General features: G+C 38.6%; 18 protein-coding genes and 1 riboswitch. Of the genes, 9 read left to right on the top strand and 9 right to left on the bottom strand.

What is annotated here, in order from left to right; genetic code table 11:
* Positions 1-79: 79 nt before the first annotated feature.
* The 3 genes from V7077_RS23745 to acnA all read right to left on the bottom strand — a co-directional run bounded on the left by V7077_RS23745 (position 80) and on the right by acnA (position 5510).
* Complete coding sequence (locus V7077_RS23745) at positions 80-616, bottom strand: peroxiredoxin family protein (RefSeq protein WP_335506541.1); 537 nt, start codon at positions 614-616, stop codon at positions 80-82.
* A 93-nt stretch (positions 617-709) separates the two neighbouring features.
* Positions 710-2434 carry a ribosomal protection-like ABC-F family protein gene (abc-f, locus tag V7077_RS23740; protein WP_335506539.1) on the bottom strand — a complete coding sequence of 575 codons (1725 nt, stop codon included), beginning with the start codon at positions 2432-2434 and terminating at the stop codon, positions 710-712.
* Between the two features lie 370 nt (positions 2435-2804).
* Positions 2805-5510 carry an aconitate hydratase AcnA gene (acnA, locus tag V7077_RS23735; RefSeq protein ID WP_335506537.1) on the bottom strand — a complete coding sequence of 902 codons (2706 nt, stop codon included), beginning with the start codon at positions 5508-5510 and terminating at the stop codon, positions 2805-2807.
* A gap of 325 nt (positions 5511-5835) precedes the next feature.
* Between acnA and sspO the strand changes: the two genes are divergently transcribed.
* The gene (gene sspO / locus V7077_RS23730; RefSeq protein WP_098532148.1) at positions 5836-5988 is read left to right on the top strand and encodes a small acid-soluble spore protein O; all 153 of its coding nucleotides are present in this window, start codon (positions 5836-5838) and stop codon (positions 5986-5988) included.
* A gap of 76 nt (positions 5989-6064) precedes the next feature.
* Here the strand turns inward: sspO and V7077_RS23725 are convergent, their stop codons facing one another.
* Entirely contained in the window at positions 6065-6334 is a 270-nt protein-coding gene (locus V7077_RS23725; RefSeq protein WP_235739383.1) for a hypothetical protein, read from the bottom strand.
* Between the two features lie 111 nt (positions 6335-6445).
* Here V7077_RS23725 and V7077_RS23720 point away from each other — a divergent pair, with 111 nt between their 5' ends.
* Entirely contained in the window at positions 6446-6586 is a 141-nt protein-coding gene (locus V7077_RS23720) for a small acid-soluble spore protein P (protein ID WP_335506584.1), read from the top strand.
* Between the two features lie 87 nt (positions 6587-6673).
* Here V7077_RS23720 and selA read toward each other — a convergent pair whose 3' ends face one another.
* Positions 6674-8086 carry an L-seryl-tRNA(Sec) selenium transferase gene (selA, locus tag V7077_RS23715; RefSeq protein ID WP_335506533.1) on the bottom strand — a complete coding sequence of 471 codons (1413 nt, stop codon included), beginning with the start codon at positions 8084-8086 and terminating at the stop codon, positions 6674-6676.
* Between the two features lie 188 nt (positions 8087-8274).
* On the opposite strand from selA, the gene V7077_RS23710 reads away from it, so the two are divergent.
* Positions 8275-8670: an Hsp20/alpha crystallin family protein gene (locus V7077_RS23710; RefSeq protein WP_335506531.1), complete on the top strand. Its 396-nt coding sequence runs from the start codon at positions 8275-8277 to the stop codon at positions 8668-8670.
* A gap of 83 nt (positions 8671-8753) precedes the next feature.
* Here the strand turns inward: V7077_RS23710 and V7077_RS27830 are convergent, their stop codons facing one another.
* A complete protein-coding gene (locus tag V7077_RS27830) occupies positions 8754-8993 on the bottom strand; it encodes an Rdx family protein (protein WP_420489702.1) in 240 nt (79 codons plus the stop codon).
* Positions 8994-9135: 142 nt separating this feature from the next.
* On the opposite strand from V7077_RS27830, the gene selD reads away from it, so the two are divergent.
* Complete coding sequence (gene selD, locus V7077_RS23705) at positions 9136-10191, top strand: selenide, water dikinase SelD (protein WP_420489703.1); 1056 nt, start codon at positions 9136-9138, stop codon at positions 10189-10191.
* Between the two features lie 448 nt (positions 10192-10639).
* Here selD and V7077_RS23700 read toward each other — a convergent pair whose 3' ends face one another.
* Both V7077_RS23700 and V7077_RS23695 read right to left on the bottom strand, forming a co-directional pair.
* Positions 10640-11584: an L-threonine 3-dehydrogenase gene (locus V7077_RS23700; protein ID WP_335506529.1), complete on the bottom strand. Its 945-nt coding sequence runs from the start codon at positions 11582-11584 to the stop codon at positions 10640-10642.
* Between the two features lie 90 nt (positions 11585-11674).
* Positions 11675-12865, bottom strand: coding sequence for a glycine C-acetyltransferase (locus tag V7077_RS23695; RefSeq protein ID WP_335506527.1), 1191 nt, complete (start codon positions 12863-12865; stop codon positions 11675-11677).
* 314 nt (positions 12866-13179) lie between these two features.
* Between V7077_RS23695 and V7077_RS23690 the strand changes: the two genes are divergently transcribed.
* Positions 13180-13488 carry a hypothetical protein gene (locus V7077_RS23690; protein WP_335506525.1) on the top strand — a complete coding sequence of 103 codons (309 nt, stop codon included), beginning with the start codon at positions 13180-13182 and terminating at the stop codon, positions 13486-13488.
* A gap of 62 nt (positions 13489-13550) precedes the next feature.
* Positions 13551-14822 (top strand): serine hydrolase domain-containing protein, encoded by a 1272-nt coding sequence (locus tag V7077_RS23685; RefSeq protein ID WP_335506524.1) that lies wholly within the window; start codon positions 13551-13553, stop codon positions 14820-14822.
* Positions 14823-14996: 174 nt separating this feature from the next.
* Here V7077_RS23685 and V7077_RS23680 read toward each other — a convergent pair whose 3' ends face one another.
* Entirely contained in the window at positions 14997-15995 is a 999-nt protein-coding gene (locus V7077_RS23680; protein ID WP_335506522.1) for an NAD(P)H-dependent flavin oxidoreductase, read from the bottom strand.
* A gap of 212 nt (positions 15996-16207) precedes the next feature.
* A riboswitch (purine riboswitch) is annotated at positions 16208-16309 on the top strand.
* Between the two features lie 112 nt (positions 16310-16421).
* Here V7077_RS23680 and V7077_RS23675 point away from each other — a divergent pair.
* The 3 genes from V7077_RS23675 (at position 16422) to V7077_RS23665 (ending at position 19370) form a co-directional block, all read left to right on the top strand.
* Positions 16422-17015: a xanthine phosphoribosyltransferase gene (locus V7077_RS23675; RefSeq protein WP_335506520.1), complete on the top strand. Its 594-nt coding sequence runs from the start codon at positions 16422-16424 to the stop codon at positions 17013-17015.
* Complete coding sequence (locus V7077_RS23670; RefSeq protein WP_335506519.1) at positions 17015-18325, top strand: nucleobase:cation symporter-2 family protein; 1311 nt, start codon at positions 17015-17017, stop codon at positions 18323-18325. Before V7077_RS23675 ends, V7077_RS23670 begins: the two co-directional genes overlap by 1 nt.
* A gap of 610 nt (positions 18326-18935) precedes the next feature.
* Positions 18936-19370 (top strand): hypothetical protein, encoded by a 435-nt coding sequence (locus V7077_RS23665; RefSeq protein ID WP_335506517.1) that lies wholly within the window; start codon positions 18936-18938, stop codon positions 19368-19370.
* The last annotated feature ends 707 nt before the right edge of the window (positions 19371-20077 follow it).

The following is a 20077-nucleotide window of genomic DNA, read 5'->3' as shown; positions in this document are numbered from 1 at the left end:
AGGAGTCTTCGCGCCTTCCGCTCCAATCAACAGAGTTTGCTAAAATTATTCATCAACCAGCTTTTGGGTAAGCCTCTTTTTAATTCAATTGCTGGGTAAATTTTTTCATTTTCTCAAGCTTCATTGAGCCAGTATATTTGTTCTGAATGATCCCTTTACTGTTAATAAAATAGGTCGTCGGGATAGACAGGATTTGATAGGCTTCATTTACTTTGTCTTCTGCATCTAGAAGGATGGGAAACGTAATCTTATTTTCATTTACAAATCCCTGTACATCTAGTTGAGGGTCGATATTAACCGCTAAAATCACGGTATCATTATTAATTTGTTTAGAAAACTGCTCCATTTCCGGCATCTCTGCTTTACAAGGCGGGCACCAGGTTGCCCAGAAATTAAGCATTACCTTTTTTCCTTTTAAGTCCGAGAGCTTAACGGTGTCCCCGGTTAACGTCTTTAATTCGAAATCAGGTGCTGCAGCTCCAATGGAAAGTCCTTCTTTTACTGCCGATGCTTCGGTCGCCGTTTCCGGAGCTTCAGTCTTTTTATCCATTGCTTGAACAATCGCTACTGTCAGTAAACTAACAAGTACTACGGCGGCAATCACTTTTTTAATCATCCCGGAACCTCCTTTGTTTCATCTTCTGCTATAACGATTTTACACTATAAACTCAGTTGAAACAAAATAACTGTATGCCAAAGTTGTGACAAATTATTTTTTTATTTCTCTTTTTTGCTTAAGAAGAAGGTTAAATTCTCGGTCTAAAAGGGGATATTGGGGATCCTTTTGATCCATCATTGATAATTGTCCTAAAATAACGGCAATCTTGTTATCAATAATTAATAATGCGTCTTCGTTTCTTTCAGGATTCTTAACAGGATTTAAATATTCATCTGGATTCTTTTCGACCCGCTTCACTTTCTGACCTTCAAAAACAAGCAAACGATCACATAGCTTATTTAAAAAATAATAATCATGGGATACCGTAATGATTGTACCAGTGAACGCCGCTAACGTTTTTTCAAGCTGCTCTCTGCTTGGTAAATCTAGATGATTGGTTGGTTCATCAAGAATCAGCACATCGTATTCTTTCATCAAAATATCAGTCAGCTTTACCCTTGTCTTTTCGCCGGGACTTAAGTTCCCAATCGGCTTGATGATCTGTTGTTCTTTAAGACCTAAGTTAGCCAACAAGGTTCTGGCTCGGTAAATGTCTTCGCGATCGGTATACCCGAGAGTTTCTAACGCCGTTTTATCTTTAGGCAGATCGTCCACTTCTTGACTTAAATAAGCAATTTGGAGGGAATCACTTTTCCAAAGCTCACCACTAAAGCGGGGTTCTTCCCCTAATATGATTTTAATTAAGGTGGTTTTACCACAGCCGTTATCGCCGAGTAAGCCGATTCTCTCGCCGTGATTAATATAGAACTGTGTATCATTAAAAAGGACGCGATCTGCAAATTCTATTGCCAAATTCTTTGCCTCAATGATCCGCTTTCCTCTTTTCCCGCTTGCATCAAACTCGAATTTCACCTTTACTTCTTCAGCAGGCTTTTCAATCCTGTTTTTCGTTAATTCACTTTCTAATCGTTTCATTTTGGATTTGATTTGGCTGTCCCGTTTTTTCGCTTTGACGCGGTGGTATTCTTTGATGCCATTTTGCCTTTTGGTCGGACCTGAGCCATTCTTGGTTGAATCTCGGTGCGCTTTTTCAGACCAGGACTTTAATTGCTGCATTTGCGATTCTACCCTTTCGATCTGACGCTGTTGGACGTTATAATCATGCCGTTGGCTCTCAATTCTTTTTTGTTTTTCAAGCATATAATCGCTATAGTTCCCATTATAAAAAGAAATCTTGCTATTTTCTAATTCAAGTATTTGGTTAATAGCTTGATCAAGGAAATGACGGTCATGAGAAATGATGAAAACTGCGCCGGCAAACCTTTCAATTTCCGATACAAGCCAGTTAATCCCTTTAAAATCTAAATGATTGGTTGGTTCATCTAAGATTAAAAGTTCAGGCTTTGATGCCCAGATATTAGAAAGTGCCAGTTTCAGTTTTTCTCCTCCACTCAAATGAAGAAGTCGCTCAGGATTCCAGTCATAGGCTTTGTCGAGGCCTAATTCCTTTGTATATTGATATAAGTCCTTATCCGCATAGGCGTGTATTTGACCAAATTCATTCACCTCATACTCAATCGACTGTGACAAGTAACCTATTTTTAGGTGATCAGCCTTTTCCATCATTCCCGCATCCGGACTTAATTTTCCGAGTAAGAGTTTGGCCAAGGTTGTCTTCCCTGAGCCATTACTTCCGACGAGTCCAATTCGATCCCCCATCTTTATGTCAAATTGGAGGTTTTCAAGAACCTTTCTTAAATGAAAGCTTTTATCTAAACCCTTTACTCTTAACATGACTTTTTGATTTGTATGCATAAAAAAACTCCCTTCGATTGAACCTGAAGAGAGTTTATGTCCTAAATAATTCTATACCAAAAATCCAACACCAAATAAACCTATTACAGGTTAGGGTGTTTTCAGTATAAACGGTCAGGTCATAAAAAAGGACAGACTTATCCTACTCTTCAGGTTCAACTTTTTTCTATTCGAAAAAATATACTGAAAGATAGGATTAAAATTTCATCGGCCCTTTGTTCATTCCCTTACGTTTGATAGTTCCATTTTATTCAATAAGAGCTAACTTTGTCAATCCTTACATAAAAACACCATGCCTATTTAGACATGGTGTTAAGAATATTTCTTAGAAAATAGTTAGCTATAGCACCAAGGCGCTTTCGCATGCTAATTAAGCTTGTAATTTTTCACGAAGAACCATAGGCAGAATGCCGCCGTGACGGTAGTAATCAATCTCAACTTCAGAGTCAAAACGAACAAGAACTTCGAATTCTTTCTTGTTACCAGCTTCGTCTGTAGCTGTAACTTTTAATAGATCACGTGGTTTTACATTTTCATCTACTTGAACTTCGAATGTTTCTTTACCAGTTAGACCATGGGTTTCAGCGTTTTCGCCATCTTTAAATTGAAGTGGTAGTACGCCCATTAACACTAGGTTTGAACGGTGAATACGCTCAAAGCTTTCAGCAAGAACGGTTTTAATGCCAAGAAGGTTTGTACCTTTAGCAGCCCAGTCACGTGAAGAGCCCATTCCGTAATCTTTACCGGCAAGAACCATTAAGCCAGTACCATCAGCTTTATACTGCATGCAAGCATCATAGATAGAAGTAACTTCGCCTGTTGGCCAGTAAGTGGTGAATCCGCCTTCTGTACCTGGTGCGATTTGGTTACGAATACGAATGTTTGCAAAAGTTCCGCGCATCATTACTTCATGGTTACCACGGCGGGAACCGTAAGAGTTGAAGTCACGTGGCTGAACGCCTTTTTCTAACAAATATTTACCAGCTGGAGTATTTTTACCGATTGCTCCTGCAGGTGAAATATGGTCAGTTGTAACAGAGTCACCAAACTTACCAACGATACGAAGACCTGATAACGGTTCAACAGTGCCTGGTTCTGGTGATAACCCTTCAAAGAACGGCGGGTTCGCAATGTAAGTGGAATTTTCATCCCAGGTGTATAATGGTTCATTGCTAGTTTTGATTTCGTTCCAACGCTCGTTATCCCCAAAAACATTCTCATATTCTCTTCGGAATAATTCTGGTGTAACCGTACGTTTTACCACATCATTTACTTCAGCAGTAGATGGCCAAATATCCTTGAAGAATACATCATTGCCATCTTTATCTTTACCGATTGCTTCAGAAGCAAAGTCGATGTTTACGGTACCAGCAAGTGCGTAAGCAACTACTAATGGTGGTGAAGCAAGATAGTTAGCTTTTACAAGCGGGTGAATACGTCCTTCAAAGTTACGGTTACCTGAAAGAACGGATGTTACTAAAAGATCGTTTTCCGCGATTGTTTTTTCAATTTCTTCTTTTAATGGACCGGAGTTACCGATACATGTTGTACAACCATAACCTACAAGGTTAAAACCAATTTGCTCAAGGTATGGCAGTAAGCCAGAGTCACGCAGGTAACCTGTTACAACCTTTGAACCTGGGGCTAAAGAAGTTTTTACGAATTTAGGAACTTCCATTCCGAGTTCAACAGCTTTTTTCGCAACAAGTCCTGCACCAACTAGAACATATGGGTTAGATGTGTTTGTACAGCTAGTGATCGATGCAATGGCAACAGCACCAGTTTTAATGGTGGCTTCATCGCCATTATTAAATTTAATCACTGCTGACTTTTCAAGCTCATCTGTTTGTAAGCCGAAACCTTGGTTTCCTTGTGGAGCAGAAACAGCCTTGACGAATTCACCTTTCATTTGTGAAAGAGGAATTAAATCTTGAGGACGTTTAGGTCCTGAAAGGTTTGCTTCAATCTCGGCAAGGTCAATTTCAATGACATCTGTGTAAACAGGTTCAAAAGAAGGATCAAAGAATAAGCCGTTTGCTTTGCAGTACTCTTCTACAACCTTGACTTGCTCTTCGTCACGTCCAGTTAAGCGCATATATGCAAGTGACTCGTCGTCAATGGCGAAGAATCCACAAGTTGCACCGTATTCAGGAGCCATGTTGGCAATCGTAGCACGGTCTGCAAGTGGTAATGAAGGGACTCCAGGTCCGAAATACTCAACGAATTTTCCTACCACACCATGTTTACGAAGTACTTGAGTTACTTTTAATGCAAGGTCTGTTGCCGTTGCACCGTTTGGAAGTTCTCCAGTTAGTTTTACCCCGACCACTTCTGGTACAGGGAAATAGGAAGGCTGTCCAAGCATTCCAGCTTCTGCTTCGATACCGCCAACTCCCCAGCCAAGTACGCCGAGACCGTTAATCATCGTTGTATGTGAATCCGTTCCTACTAATGTATCAGGATATGTTTCTAGTTCTCCATCAACCTCAGCGACATGAACAACATCTGCCAAGTACTCAAGGTTTACTTGGTGTACGATTCCTGTTGCAGGCGGAACGGCACGATAGTTGTTAAATGATTTTTGTGCCCAGCTTAAGAACTGGTAACGTTCTGCATTACGTTCAAATTCATAATCCATGTTGATTTTTAAAGAATCAGAAGATCCGTATGCATCAACTTGGACTGAGTGATCGATAACAAGATCGACAGTTTTCTCAGGATTAATTTTGTCTGGGTCTCCGCCAAGGTCAGCCATTGCTTTTCTTAAGGAAGCAAGGTCAACTACTGCTGGAACACCAGTAAAGTCTTGAAGGATAACACGTGCTGGCTTGAATGGAACATCCACTTCTTTTTGCTCAGCAGTTCCCCATTTTGCTAAGTTTTCAACATGTTCTTTTGCGATTACGCGGCCATCGTATTGGCGAAGTACAGATTCAAGTAATACTTTCACGGAGTAAGGCAATTTGGAAACATTGCCAATGCCTGCTTCTTCTAAAGCATTTAAACGGTAGTAGTGGTAGCGTTTGCCGTTCGCCTCGAAGGAAGAACGCGCCTTAAATACGTCGTTTTTTACCATTTGTAATTCCCCCTGTTCGTGTTTCTAACATAATTAAATGAAAAGTCTTGAAAGTTTGAATTTTCCCATTCATCTTCACTTTTCTCACAATTCTTATCTTAATACAACCTATTACATAAGTAAATAACAAGAAAGTTATTGTGATTGATAAGTTTTTCTTATGTTTTTTATGTATTTTGTTCAGAATATTTTGTGAATCTCAACTATACAAGAGTGAATTTAGAATTTTAGGAAAATACTCTTTCACTAATATTATCGCAAAAAACTTTTATTTTGTCATTAATTAAGTAAAGGAGGAAATATTAAATGACAGGAGGTGATTGGCATGGTAAAACGTAAGTCTAATCATGTAATTCCAGGGATGAATGCGGCAAAAGGTCAAGGGAAAGGCGCTGGCTTTAATGAGGAATTTGCCAGTGAGCCAGAACTGACTGCAAAAGAAAGAATGAACAACAAAAAGCGAAAGAAAAATCAGTAGCATTAAAAGCTGCAGCGACTTGATCAGGCGCTGCAGCTGGACAATAGTAAAGCAGGAGGATCTCCCTCCTGCTTTTTTAGTCTTCTTGATTAACTTCTGATACCATCGTTTGAAGATCTTGCTGAAAACGTTCTAATTGGGCTTTCTGGTGTTCTGAAGCAACCTCGAGGGCATTTTCGATCTGTTGGTAGGCCTCATTCACTTCATCCTTTAAATGCTTGAGCTGGTGACCATAGCTTGCACTGTCACTCACAATGGTTTCATATAGGCCTTGAGCATTTTCGTATCCTTGCTGTGCGGCTTGAAAAGCTTGTTGTTTGTCTTTATTATAAGGATATTTTTGCATTTTCCATTCCACTCCTTCATTTTATATACCGTTAAATTGCACAGAACAATAAAATTTATTCAGCATAAAAACACTTATTGACTGCATCCTAACAGATAGGAGGGATGAATGATGGTAAACAAAAATGATGGAAAAGATATGCGTAAAAATGCTCCAAAACAATCCGGTCAGCCGGAACCACTAAGTGGATCTAAGAAAGTGAAGAACCGGAACCATTCACGAAATAACCATAACCCTGGACACGATATGTAATAAAGAAAAGTTGCAGCCCCCCTTGTGCTGCAACTTTAATGAAAAACGGAAGCGCCCTTAATGGAACTTAGGCGCTTCCTTCCGGTATTAAGAATTGAGACCAGCTAGAGCTTCTAACAATTCTGATTCTTCTTCAGTTGAAACGGTTCTCAAATCAATAATAAATTCATCTTTTTGGATACGGGCAACAATCGCAGGTTTCGTTTCCGTTCGTAGTTTTCTGCCGATTTGTTCTGCGCTTAGTGAATCATGCTTTAAGGCAACGACCATCGTTGGCAGTAAAACATCCGGCATGGTTCCCCCTCCGACTTGGCTAAAGTCCTGGAAAATAGCCGTTTGAAAATGACTCGTTTTTTGTAATAATTTTGTAACGAATAATTGTGCTCTTTCGTCTAATTGATGAATAGAAACTAATAAATCACGAATTGTTGGGATATTTCTCATTGCCGTTTCCCCTCGGGCATACTCAATTAATGTCCCTTCCAGAGCAGCTAATGTCATTTTATCTACCCGAACCACTCTGGCTAATTGGTGTTTTTTCAATTGATCAATAATTTCCTTTTTGCCGGCAATAATCCCTGCCTGCGGTCCTCCCAGGAGCTTATCTCCACTAAAGGTTACAACATCTGCCCCCAACTCGATAACTTCTTTTACAACAGGCTCATCACCAATACCGTGCTTTCTAAAGTCAAACAGTGCACCGCTGCCAAGGTCTTCGTAAAAGATCACATTTTCTTGCCTTTTGGTTAACTGCACCAGTTCGTCTGTTTCAACTGTTTTTGTAAAACCAATGACTTTAAAATTACTGGTATGAACCTTCATGATGACAGCTGTATCTTGTGACAATGCCTCTTCATAATCAGACAAATGGGTTTTATTTGTCGTTCCTACTTCTTTAAGGGTGGCTCCGCTTTCTTCCATGATCGATGATATGCGAAAGGATCCGCCGATCTCAACAAGCTGTCCACGGGACACAATGACCTCTTTATTTTTAGCTAGCGCCCTTAAGACTAGATAAACAGCGGCGGCATTATTGTTAACAACCATTGCGGCTTCAGCACCGGTAATCTCTCTAATGAGCGCTTCAACATGACTATGCCGGGAACCCCGTTCTCCTTCCTTCAGTCTATATTCGAGATTGGAGTAATTTCTAGCCGTTTCCATCACATGTTTAATCGCATTCTCACTGAGCCTTGCCCTTCCAAGGTTCGTATGTAAAATCGTGCCTGTGGCATTAATAACTCTTTCAATCGTATAGGTATATTGCTTTTGAAGAGTTTCTTCTAAGATGTGAAACAATTCTTGTGTAAATTTATCTGTTCCAGGTATGGAGCCTTGCCAATTGCCTTTAAGGACGGATTCCCTGATTTGATCAAGTACTTCTTTTAGATGTTTAGTAAGCAGTGCATGATCAAGTCGATTTTCGTTAGACAATTTGGAAAAACTCTCATGGTTTTGAAGCTCATGGATGGCTGGTAATGAACGTAACCATTCTTTCACAATAAAAACTCCTTCTTTTCCCTAGCTGACGGCTATTTGACTTTTTGTATAAAATTCGGGCAATTTAGCCGCCAGCCTATGCCTTTTCGCAGCTCGTCCAGTGGCAAAATTTCTTTTCCTATTATATCATAATCGGTTCACATTTTAAGGCTGAATCGAATAAAATGAACGAGCAAGGGGGATTAAAGATGAAGAAAAAACATCCACAAAATCAAACCTTTGATTTTGCTTTAGTGGAAAAGTGGCTTGAAAACTATTTTCTGGATCCGCTTACTTCTTATTATGACCAAACCCAGTTTCAAATTGACCTGTTCGAGACGGCTCAAGAGTGGATTGTTGAAGCAATCTTAAGTGATTTTGAAGCATCAAATATACGAGTCTATATAGAAGAGAAAAAATTAACCATTTTGGCAAATAACCCCCCCCTTTACCTGCCCCATCATCAACGTTCGCGTTCAATCGAGTTTCCCTTTTATATCAACGAACAGGATATATCAGCTGCTTTTACAAATGGAATTCTGGAGATTTTTATCTCTAAAACCAAAAAAGGAACAGGGAAAAATAGATATATTACTTTACCTTAGATCGATAAGGTGAATTTTTTTCTCATTCGGTTAACATAATATGATTATGTAAATTAAATGAGGCCCTTTTTAAGGGCCTCTTGTTATTTGGTCGTGATGATTTCAATCATTTCATCTGTTTCTGGGAATACGCCTGTATCAAGCTTGGAATAGATTTTTTCGCCATTGACGGTTACTTCGAACGCACCGCCCGAACTCGGAATGAGTTCTAGTTTTTGTATGTCCCGATAGAAATGGTTAAATAACTCTTCTGCGAAACTCGCAGCTTTAGGTGCGTAGTTTCATTGCATACAAAATTCTACAACGACATGGTAATTCTTCATGTTTTCACCTCCTAAATTCCGATTTTCCTATATCTAGATAGTAGTAATAATTTTATCGTATACCCCCTGCCGTCTGCAAATGTTCTGCAATCCTCGTGCGGATTCACGCGGAAAGAGGTATACTATGAAAATGGAGGTGGACATGTTGAGTGAACAAGAGAAGATTCGCCTAACCTCTTTTTCGACAAAAGCGGGTTGAGGCTGCAAAATTGGTCCTGAGGACCTGGCGCAAGTTTTGCGTCAATTACCTAAACAAGAACCTGTCCCTGAATTGATTGTGGGGCTTGATACATCGGATGATGCCGGGGTTTATAAATTAACGGACTCCATTGCTCTTATACAAACGGTTGACTATTTTACACCGATTGTCGACGACCCATATATGTTCGGTCAAATTACGGCAGCAAATGCGTTAAGTGATGTCTATGCTATGGGCGGACAGCCGAAAACGGTTATGAATATTGTCGGCTTTCCGATTAAGAAACTTGGAGCTGAAATGCTTTCAGATATCCTGCTTGGTGCAGCCGATAAAGTAAAAGAAGCTGGCGCCATTACAGTGGGCGGTCACTCCATCGATGACCAGGAACCTAAGTTTGGTCTTTCTGTAACAGGGATCGTTCATCCCGATAAGGTTTGGAAAAATGTCGGTGCCAAACCGGGGGATGTGTTAGTTTTAACCAAACCAATTGGAGTTGGTATTCTGACGACCGGTATTAAACGAAGTGCGGTAACACCCGAGCAGGAGCAGCAGGTTACCGATACGATGGCCATGCTCAATAAGACAGCAGCTGAAGTTTTGACCAATTATCAACCACATGCTGTTACAGATGTAACAGGCTTTGGTTTGCTTGGACATGGCAGCGAAATGGCGCGCGGCAGTGATGTCAGCTTTGAAATTCATCTAAGTCAGGTGCCTATTTTAGAAGGGGCTGTCGAGTTAGCGAAAAATGGCGTTGTACCAGGCGGATCAAAGTCAAATCATAAATGGATTAGTAATGATACCGTTTATGAGGAGATTACTTCGGAAGAGCAGCTTGTTCTTTGTGATGCTATTACATCTGGGGGCTTGCTGGTTTCCATGGATGAAATAGAAGCGAGAAAGTATGTAGACCAGCTGCATGCTTCCGGCGTTGTTCAAGCTGCGATCGTTGGGCGTGTGTTGGAAAAGCAAGAGAAATATATTTATGTGAAAAGATAACACTGTTGACGGCGGGTACCTACTGCGTTACAAGTTAATAAATGAAGAAAGCCTGTCGATTGACAGGCTTTCTTTATTTTGTTTCTAAAAAAGATAGGGCTTAGAATTTGTCTACAGCAAAGTCTATTGGTCATTGGTGCAGTGATATTAATGGAAAATGTCTAATAGAATCTGCCTAATGGACAGATTTCCTGATAAAACGATGAATTTGTCGATTAGGGCTTGGTCTATAGGACAAATCTTCTTTCTAGCGATTGTATTTGTCTAATAGAAGCGTTCTATTGGACAGTTTAGCAGTAAGAATTTAGATTATTGTCCAATAGAGTTAAATCTTTTGAACAACTTATCTGCATGTTTTTATTTGTAAAGATATCCTTGAAATCAAAAGTGGAGCCATACACGATAACAAAATAAAAAACCCGGGCCCTTTGGCTCAGGTTTCAATCATCTACATTTTCTTCCGCAGCTTCTCGATCATATCGTGCGTCATTTTATCCAAATCGTACTCATATTTAAAGCCCCACTCTTCCCTTGCGGCACTGGCGTCAATCGAATCGGGCCAGCTCTCGGCAATCCTCTGCCGTTCAGGATCTACCCTATAGGACATCTCAAACCCCGGGATATATTTTGCGATACTGGCGGCAATATCCTCCGGGGCAAAACTCATGGCTGTTACATTAAAAGCATTACGATGCTTTAGCCTTGAGCTATCCGCTTCCATTAAGTCAATAATCGCGTGCAGCGCGTCCGGCATGTACATCATATCCATAAAGGTGCCTTTCTCAATATAGGAAGTATACCTTCCATGTTTAACCGCTTCATAATAAATCTCAACTGCATAATCCGTTGTTCCCCCGCCAGGAAAGGCAACATGGGAGATTAGGCCGGGGAAACGCAAACCGCGCGTATCGACGCCAAATTTATGATAATAATAATCGGCAAGTAATTCTCCGGCAACCTTATTGACCCCATACATTGTAGTCGGCCGCATAATCGTATCCTGTGGAGTATTATGTTTTGGTGTGGATGGTCCAAACGCACCAATCGAGCTAGGCGTAAAAAATTGGGCTTTTAATTCCCTGGCTGTTTCAAGGGCATTCATCAGCCCGCCCATATTCAAGTTCCAAGCAAAAACAGGTTTTGCCTCGGCAGTGGCGGAAAGCAGCGCTGCTAAATGCATGATGGTATCCACTTTGTATTTTTGGGCTGTCTCCATCATCTGCTTTAAATCAGTCACATCAACGGTTTCAAAGGGGCCGCTCTGGGCTGCTTCACTATCATTCTTTTTGATATCTGTCGCAATGACCTGATCTGCTCCGTAAATGTCCCTTAACTTTAAGGTTAATTCTGATCCAATTTGTCCTAATGCACCAGTGATTAAAATACGCTTCATCGTCGTTTCTCCGTCCTCTTCACTTATGCTGAATATTTCTATTTATTTATGGATACGTTACCTAGTTGTGTAGAGTGTCTATATTAACGTTTAAATGACGCCCATTTCCGTGCCGACTTTTTTATAAATGGCAATGGCTTGATCAAGCATTTCCTTCGAATGAGCGGCAGTTGGCATATTGCGGACCCGGCCGGTACCCTTTGATACAGTCGGGAATACAATTGCTTTCGCATAAACTCCCTCTTCATTCAGACGTTTACTAAATTGCTGGGTGAGCGACTCGTCGCCAATGATACATGGTGTGATTGGGGTTTCGCTTTTGCCAATATTAAAACCTAATTCCTTTAAGCCCTTTTTGAGATAATCGCCATTTTCCCATAGCTTTTTGTTCAGGTCGGTGCTTTCCATTAATATTTCGATTGACCTTTTACATGCAGCCACATCCGCAGGTGTTAAGGAAGTGGAAAAAAGAAACGGGCGGCTCCGAACCTTCAACCAGTCAATCAAATTTTTCTTACCGGCTACATACCCGCCGACCACTCCGATCGCCTTTGATAAAGTCCCAATTTGAAAATCAATTTTATCGGACAGACCAAAATGCTTAACAGTTCCTGCCCCTTCCCCAAGAACACCCGATCCATGTGCATCATCAACGTACGTAATTAAATCAAATTCCTCCGCAATCCTAACAATTTCTGGCAGCAAGGCAATATCACCATCCATCGAAAAAACGCCATCTGTAATCACCATAATTTTGTTATAATGACCTGATTCTTTTGCTGCTTTTGCCTTCGTACGCAAATCTTCCATATCAGAGTGTTTGACACGAATAATTTTTGCTTTAGAAAGCCTGCAGCCATCAATAATTGAGGCGTGGTTTAATTCATCAGAAAGGATCGCATCATTGCTATCCATAACGGCGGAAATTGCAGCCATATTACAATTGAAGCCTGATTGGTAGGCAATCGCTGCCTCGGTATGTTTAAATTCCGCCAACTTTTCCTCTAGCTCAACATGTAATTTAAGCGTTCCATTGATGGTACGGACGGCCCCTGCGCCAACACCGTATTTTGCGATGGCATCTTTAGCTGCCTCTTTAAGTCTTTCGTCAGTTGCTAAACCTAAATAATTGTTAGATGATAGATTAATTAGTTGCTTACCGTTGATGGTTATGAGTGGACCATTTGGACTTTCAAGTGGATCGATGACATTGTATAAGCCTTTCCCCTTTAAATCTTCAAGATTTTCATTTAAAAAAGTTTCTAAAATATGACTAGACACAAAATGTTCCTCCTTAGTAATTGAAGTTGGGCTTGTCATGAACAAAAAACAATCGTCCTCCTGGAGTGGACACTAGAAAATTGTTAAAGTAATGATATGTAAGGATTTATACTGTTTACTTTATCATATTATTTATAATTTGTTCACTACAAATGGACAGTTTTATTTAAAAAATCAGTGTAACGGGGTAAAAATGTGGATGTTTCTTTCTATATCTTATTCTTGCTGTCAAACTAATCATTTCTAAAAGGTATTTTTTTCGTTATAATACACTTTGAACTATATTCACCTGCTTCTTAGAAAGGATGTCTAACATGACTGCTTTAACTTCTGCCCTCTATTACATTGTCATTGGTGCTGTATTTATTTATATTTTTATTTATGCATATGATTTCTTTTACGGTGAGAAACCAGAAAAACAAATAAAAAAGATTCATAAACACTTTCGTAAGGAAACCATCAAGAAAATTGAACTGTTAGAGGTTGAACCCCGTAAATATACCCTATACCAAGTGAGATTAGAAAACGGCATCAAAAAAGTAAAATTAAAGCCAGGTTATAAAGTGGTTAATATCGTAGCGAAGAAGGAAACGAAAAAGAAACAGAAAAAAGGAACCGTTTAAATGATTAACGGGTTCCATTCCTCTCAAGACGTCTAACTATATAAGGTAAAACGCCTATCGAATTGTATGAATTTGATAGGCGTTTTTTAGTAGTATATGGAAATTTCTATCCTTTTTTCACTGGAAATTTGTATAATGGGATTATCATATTGGTTTTTGGGGGAATTTTGATGGGAAATAACAACAATCTATTTGATAACAAAAATTACATTCATACTTATCTTTCATATATGTTAAGTAATAAATTTACCGTTGCATACAATGACTATCTATTCTTTTCAACAAAGACATTCCCATCTGATTCTAATCGGTCTTCTTTTATAGAATCTCCAAATAAACGGGCATTCTCAACACTTGAATACTTACATAAAGGAAAAAAAAGAATGGCAGACTTCAACCAATTTATGGAGAATACAGGTACTACTGCTTTACTTATTATTAAAAATGACACTATTTTATATGAAAATTATTTTAATGGTCATAAAAGAGAAACTCCTCAAAAGTTGTTCTCCATTACAAAATCATTTATTTCTGCTCTTGTTGGAATCGCTATTGATAGTGGTTATATAAGAAGTGTAGATGATCTCGTTTCTTTTTATATACCCGAATTAAAACTTAAAAATATCAGAATCAAACATCTCCTTCAGATGGACGCGGGCATAAAGTTCAAGGAAGGTCATTTCCCGTGGAAAGACGAGGCAAAAGTTTACTTATATCCGAATGCACGGGAACTGGCACTGACCATTGTAGAAGATACGAAGGATACATTTTTTCATTATAATGATTATCACTTGTTAATATTAGGGCTTATCCTTGAAAGGACAACAGGTAAAAGTGTAACTGACTTTTTTTATGAGAAGATATGGAGTCCATTAGGGATGGAATTTCCGGGTTTTATGATATTAGACAGTGAAAAGTATTCATTTGAAAAAATTGAGAGCGGGTTAGTAATGACTGCAATCGATTTAGCAAAGTTCGGTAGTTTATACTTGAAAAATGGTGAATGGGAAGGCAAACGGATTATTAGCCAAGACTGGATTGAGGAATCAGTAAGTCCAAAAAATGTCCTTTCTAATAGTGAACATTTCCGATATTATCATAAACATCCTTGGGGAAAAATGTGGTTTAGTCAAAATAAAGCATATTATAAATATCTATGGTGGGGACATTTAAATAGCAAAACGAATAATGACTATTTTGCTTTAGGGGCATTAGGTCAAGTTTTATATATTAGTCCAGAAAACAATACATTGGCTATTCGTCTTGGAAGAAAGTGGGGAGTTATGGACTGGTGGCCTACAATTTTATATAAACTAATCAATTCTACAACCTAGAATGGGTTATTTTTTGAAAACAAACCAAAAGACACCGTAGATTGCGGTGTCTTTTAATGCACATTTTACTTTACATTTATAGCTGAACATTAACGTGTTTTGGTAGGAAACCGAACTCGTTTTTTTTTCAGCTTATCGGAGTTTAAATGATATTCAATTTGACTTCAAAGAACCTTACTTCACTCCTACATTCGATAATTTACCCGCAGAGCTATTAATCTTTTGCAGTGCTTGTTTGTATTCAGACTCTAACTGGTTAATAATAGCTGCAGCCGATTCAATCCGATCAATGGCCCCGACACCATGACCGGCAGACCATATATCCTTCCAAGCCTTGGCATTTGTTTCTTTTTGCATATCGTCAAAATTGACTTGGTCTTTCTTTACTAATTGGCCTGGATCAAGTCCAGCTTTTTTAATACTTGGAATAAGCATGTTTGCTTTAACGCCGGAGAATGCATCCGTTAAGATTAAATCCTCCTGTGTTGCCTCAACGAGCATTTCTTTGTATTCAACATTAGCCATACTTTCACTTGCCACAATGAACCGTGTACCCATATAAGCAAGATCGGCCCCAGCGGCTTGAGCTGCTAGAATGCCTTTTCCGGTCGAAATAGAGCCGGCAAGAATGATGATTCCATCCCAGAATGACCGCACCATATCAACAAACGCAAAACTATTAATTTGCCCGGCATGGCCGCCCGCACCGCTTGCCACAAGAATAAGACCATCAACACCCGCTTCGGCTGCTTTTTTAGCAAATTTTAAATCGCTTACATCCGAAAAAACAAGTCCGCCGTATTCATGAACAATCTCAACGACGTGCTTTGGACTTCCCAATGAGGTAATGACTAACTGTGGTTTATGCTTTTTAATTAAGTTGAGTTCATCCTGCAGACGGCTATAAGAGCTATGTACCACCATATTCATAGCCCAGGGAGCAATTTTTCGATTCGGGTCAACTGTCCGTGCCTCCTCTAGTTCTTCATTTAACTGTCCCATCCACTGGTCTAACACTTCAATTGGTCTTGCATTTGGGGCAGGAAAAGAGCCAATCACTCCATTTAAACAGCACGCCTTAACTAACTCAGGGCCTGACACTAAAAACATTGGTGCAGAAATAGCCGGCAACCGGAGTTGGTTCCACCAGCTTTCAGGTATTGATTTTTGCAAACTAAACCCCTCCTCGGTTTGGAATATTCTGACTAAATATCTGTATGTTAATAGTACTCGAAACTGAATGACTATTCAATCTTAGATTTTACTTTCCATTAATCGAATGAAAATGGTTTCAATAAGCGAATAATGAATTAATTTTTTTGTATGAATGTTCGTTATTTGCTAAAAAGGGATTGATTTCCCCTATTATCCTGATATAATGTGAATATATTAAATATAGTTTCGCTCATATAATCGCGGGGATATGGCCCGCAAGTTTCTACCGGATTGCCGTTAACAATCCGACTATGAGTGGGTAATGAAATTTGCCTATTTGTGCTTATTTAAGCAATTATGAAGCCCAATGGTCATTGCCTCACTCGGATTACGATGTGAGCGATGACCATTGGGCTTTTTACTATTCAAGGGGGATTTAACATTATGAGATTACTAGAAGAAAAGATTATTTCGGAAGGTAGGGTTCTGTCTGATCAAGTCTTAAAAGTGGATTCATTTCTTAACCATCAAATCGACCCTTTCCTAATGAAGGAAATTGGAAAAGAATTTGCGGCACGATTTGCTAACGAAGGAATTACAAAAATCGTGACGATAGAATCTTCTGGTATCGCCCCTGCTGTGATGGCTGGATTGTATCTGAATGTGCCAGTAGTGTTTGCTCGAAAAAGAAAATCCTTAACGCTTACGGATGACTTACTTACTGCGTCTGTCCATTCGTTTACAAAAAAAGAAACAAACGAAATATCCATTTCGAAAAAATATTTAGACGAAGCGGACCGTGTCCTCATAATTGATGACTTCCTCGCCAATGGACAAGCAGCGCTGGGATTAGTTGAGATTGTCCAACAAAGTGGTGCCATGGTGTTGGGAATTGGGATTGTGATTGAAAAGGCTTTTCAGCAAGGATCAGAAAAACTAAAAGAACGTGGATTAAGGGTGGAATCATTAGCAAGGATTGCCTCCCTGGCAAACGGTCAAGTTCAATTTATTAATGAAAATGTGGAGGAATTAGTCTAATGAAACAAAGTCCATGGAAAACAGCATCTTTAGGAATTCAGCATGTATTAGCAATGTACGCCGGGGCTGTAATCGTCCCTCTAATAATTGGCGGTGCCCTTCATTTATCTGGCAAGCAACTAGCTTATTTAGTTTCATTAGATATCCTAACAAGTGGGATCGCTACTCTTTTACAAGTTTGGCAAAATCGATACTTTGGAATCGGACTTCCAATCGTTCTTGGCTGTACGTTTACTGCCGTTGGTCCGATCATTGCCATTGGCGGTCAATATGGTATGGGTGCGATTTATGGATCGATTCTTGTTTCAGGTATTATTGTAATTATAATTGCTTCATTTTTTGGAAAACTTGTTCGTTTCTTCCCACCTGTTGTAACGGGTTCTGTCGTTACAATTATAGGACTTACCCTTATTCCAGTTGCGATGAATAATGTAGCTGGAGGACAAGGAAGCCCTGATTTCGGCTCAGTAACAAATCTATCTCTAGCTTTTGGAACATTATTATTCATTATTGTTCTTTATCGTTTTTCTAAAGGATTTATTCGTGCCATTTCTATTTTACTAGGCCTGATTGCTGGGACGATTGTAGCAGCACTTTTAGGAAAAGTTGATTTTTCTTCCGTTGGAGAGGCTTCATGGTTCCACATGGTTGCTCCTCTGCACTTTGCAGCACCAACGTTTGAATTTGCTCCAATTATTACGATGACACTTGTGGCAATTGTTAGTCTTATTGAATCAACTGGTGTGTACTTTGCATTAAGTGATATTACGGGAAAAAAGTTAACGGAACAGGATTTGGTAAAAGGTTATCGTGCAGAGGGCCTAGCAAGTATTTTAGGAGCATTATTTAACTCCTTCCCTTATACGACTTATTCTCAAAATGTCGGACTTGTTCAATTTTCAGGTGTTAAGTCGAAAAATGTGATTTACACTACGGCTGGTATTTTAATTTTCCTTGGATTTGTTCCTAAGGTAGCAGCTTTAACTACGGTTATTCCTACCTCCGTTCTTGGCGGTGCTATGGTAGCGATGTTTGGAATGGTTATTGCTTCTGGAATTAAGATGTTAAGTAAAGTTGACTTCTCATCTCAAGAGAATCTTTTAATCATCGCTTGCTCCGTTGGTGTGGGTCTAGGAGTTACAACTGTTCCTACTTTATTTGACGCCCTTCCGGAAAGTGTGAAAATTTTAACCAACAGTGGAATTGTCGCAGGAAGCTTAACGGCGATTGTACTCAATATCATCTTCAATGTTGCAAAACCAAAGCAGCAAAGCCAAACAATCGGAAATAATAACCAAAGCATAGCATAAAGTTCATTAACACACACAAATATCCAACATATTACTGGCTAAAATATGTCGATACGTTGCCTACATTTTCTTAGCAAAAATGTATTTTATGAGGTGACGTTTTTGAAAAGAAAATGAATAACAAGTAGGACAGTGAGTGAAGAATAGATAACCACCAATCGAAATGACTGGTGGTTGTTTTATTTTCCCGTCCCGTAATATACTTACACTTCAATAATCGCTTTATCAATTTCTCAATATCTAATTCACCTACATATGTTACTTTCCCCAAACCTTCCACATGGTAAGTTTCTTCTCTGGTCTTTTCTTTAGAAATACCTTTCATATTATTTACCTTCATCAATTTTCCAAGCATTTCTTGTTTAATGATTCAAGTTAATTATTGCTTTAGCCATTAATTCTAAGTTAGGTTCTCTCGTCCTAGTTCGGTTACACGGCGGTCTACATTGACCAGTTATTTTTGAAATAACGATTTTCTCACAAGTTTTTTAAACAGCTTGATTTTATTTTTGGAACTATTATTAACGTGACAGGTTATTTTAAGAATGATTATAATTGAATAAGAACTTAACTCAGCGGTGTTGCTGTTTCATAATAAAGGAGGTATACGATGAAGTTTTTTATAAAGTTAAATACTCTTAGTGCCTTATACGCTATAGCGTTGTTTTTAGCAATCGAACTCATAATAAATGTATATCATATAAGTGTGTTAACTGGATGGGAGTGGGATAATGTTTACATTGTAATTGCTGCTATTAATGTTATTGGACTTCTACTTTGGACAATTTTATTCATTTTCTTAACAAAAAAATGGACTATAGGCAGAAAATACAGCTATTTGTCACTCCTTTTGTGGTTACCATATTTTATTCTTTTTTTCTCTTTTTTTCCTGTTTTTATTCCTATTAATGCAGGAGTAATGATTTTTCCGAGATACAACCTTCTGATTTATGGGTCAGTCATTCTGTATCCAGTTTACATATTATTTATAAATCTATATGCTTCACCTCTAAGTACAGATTACGATGAAATAGGGCATTCATAATGCAGGTCACTTTTTGCTACTTAATCATCTCGCTTTGATTTTTTTTTAAAAAGAGTGAGCCTAATTAGCCCACTCTATAAAACTAGGGATTCTGAGGAGTCCCTTTTTAGTTAGATTCCTAAATTTAACCTTTTCCTTTCCATCACAATTTCCATTGTTGGTAAATAAGTATTTTCATTTATTTCTTCTATTCTGTATGTTTTCATGACTCTTTTGTGTACATTAAATTAATGGGTGGGATTGTTCAGACAAGGGAGTTCGCTTTTTACTAAAATGCGCAGTATTTTAAAAAGGAAATTAAATCCTAACCCTGCATGAATACATTTTTTTAAAAAAGACATTCTAAGTAAAAAGTGTAAAGGAATTTTAAATATGTCAATGAGAAATAAGTGGTTATTTAATATTTCAATGGTACTACTCTCTTGGATCCCAATGTTTTTTTTGGAATGGAGAAGTATTAAGAGATTTTTCCCATCCTTTATTTTCGTGTATTTAATAAATCTTATTGATGTTCCAATTGGAAAGAAACGTAGATGGTGGTTGTTCTATAATAAACCAAAATCCTTTTTTTATAACGAATTTCCGTTTTTAATAGGTCCAATGTTAGCGGTGGCTTTATGGTCATTAAAATGGACATATGGAAATTTCAAAAAGTTTATTACACTAAGCGCTTTGTTTCATTTAATTTTTACCATTCTAGCTAAAAG

It is taken from the genome of Neobacillus vireti (assembly GCF_036962465.1).
Taxonomy (GTDB): Bacteria; Bacillota; Bacilli; order Bacillales; family Cytobacillaceae; genus Neobacillus; species Neobacillus vireti_B.
This window is presented reverse-complemented; position numbering and strand designations above follow the sequence as displayed.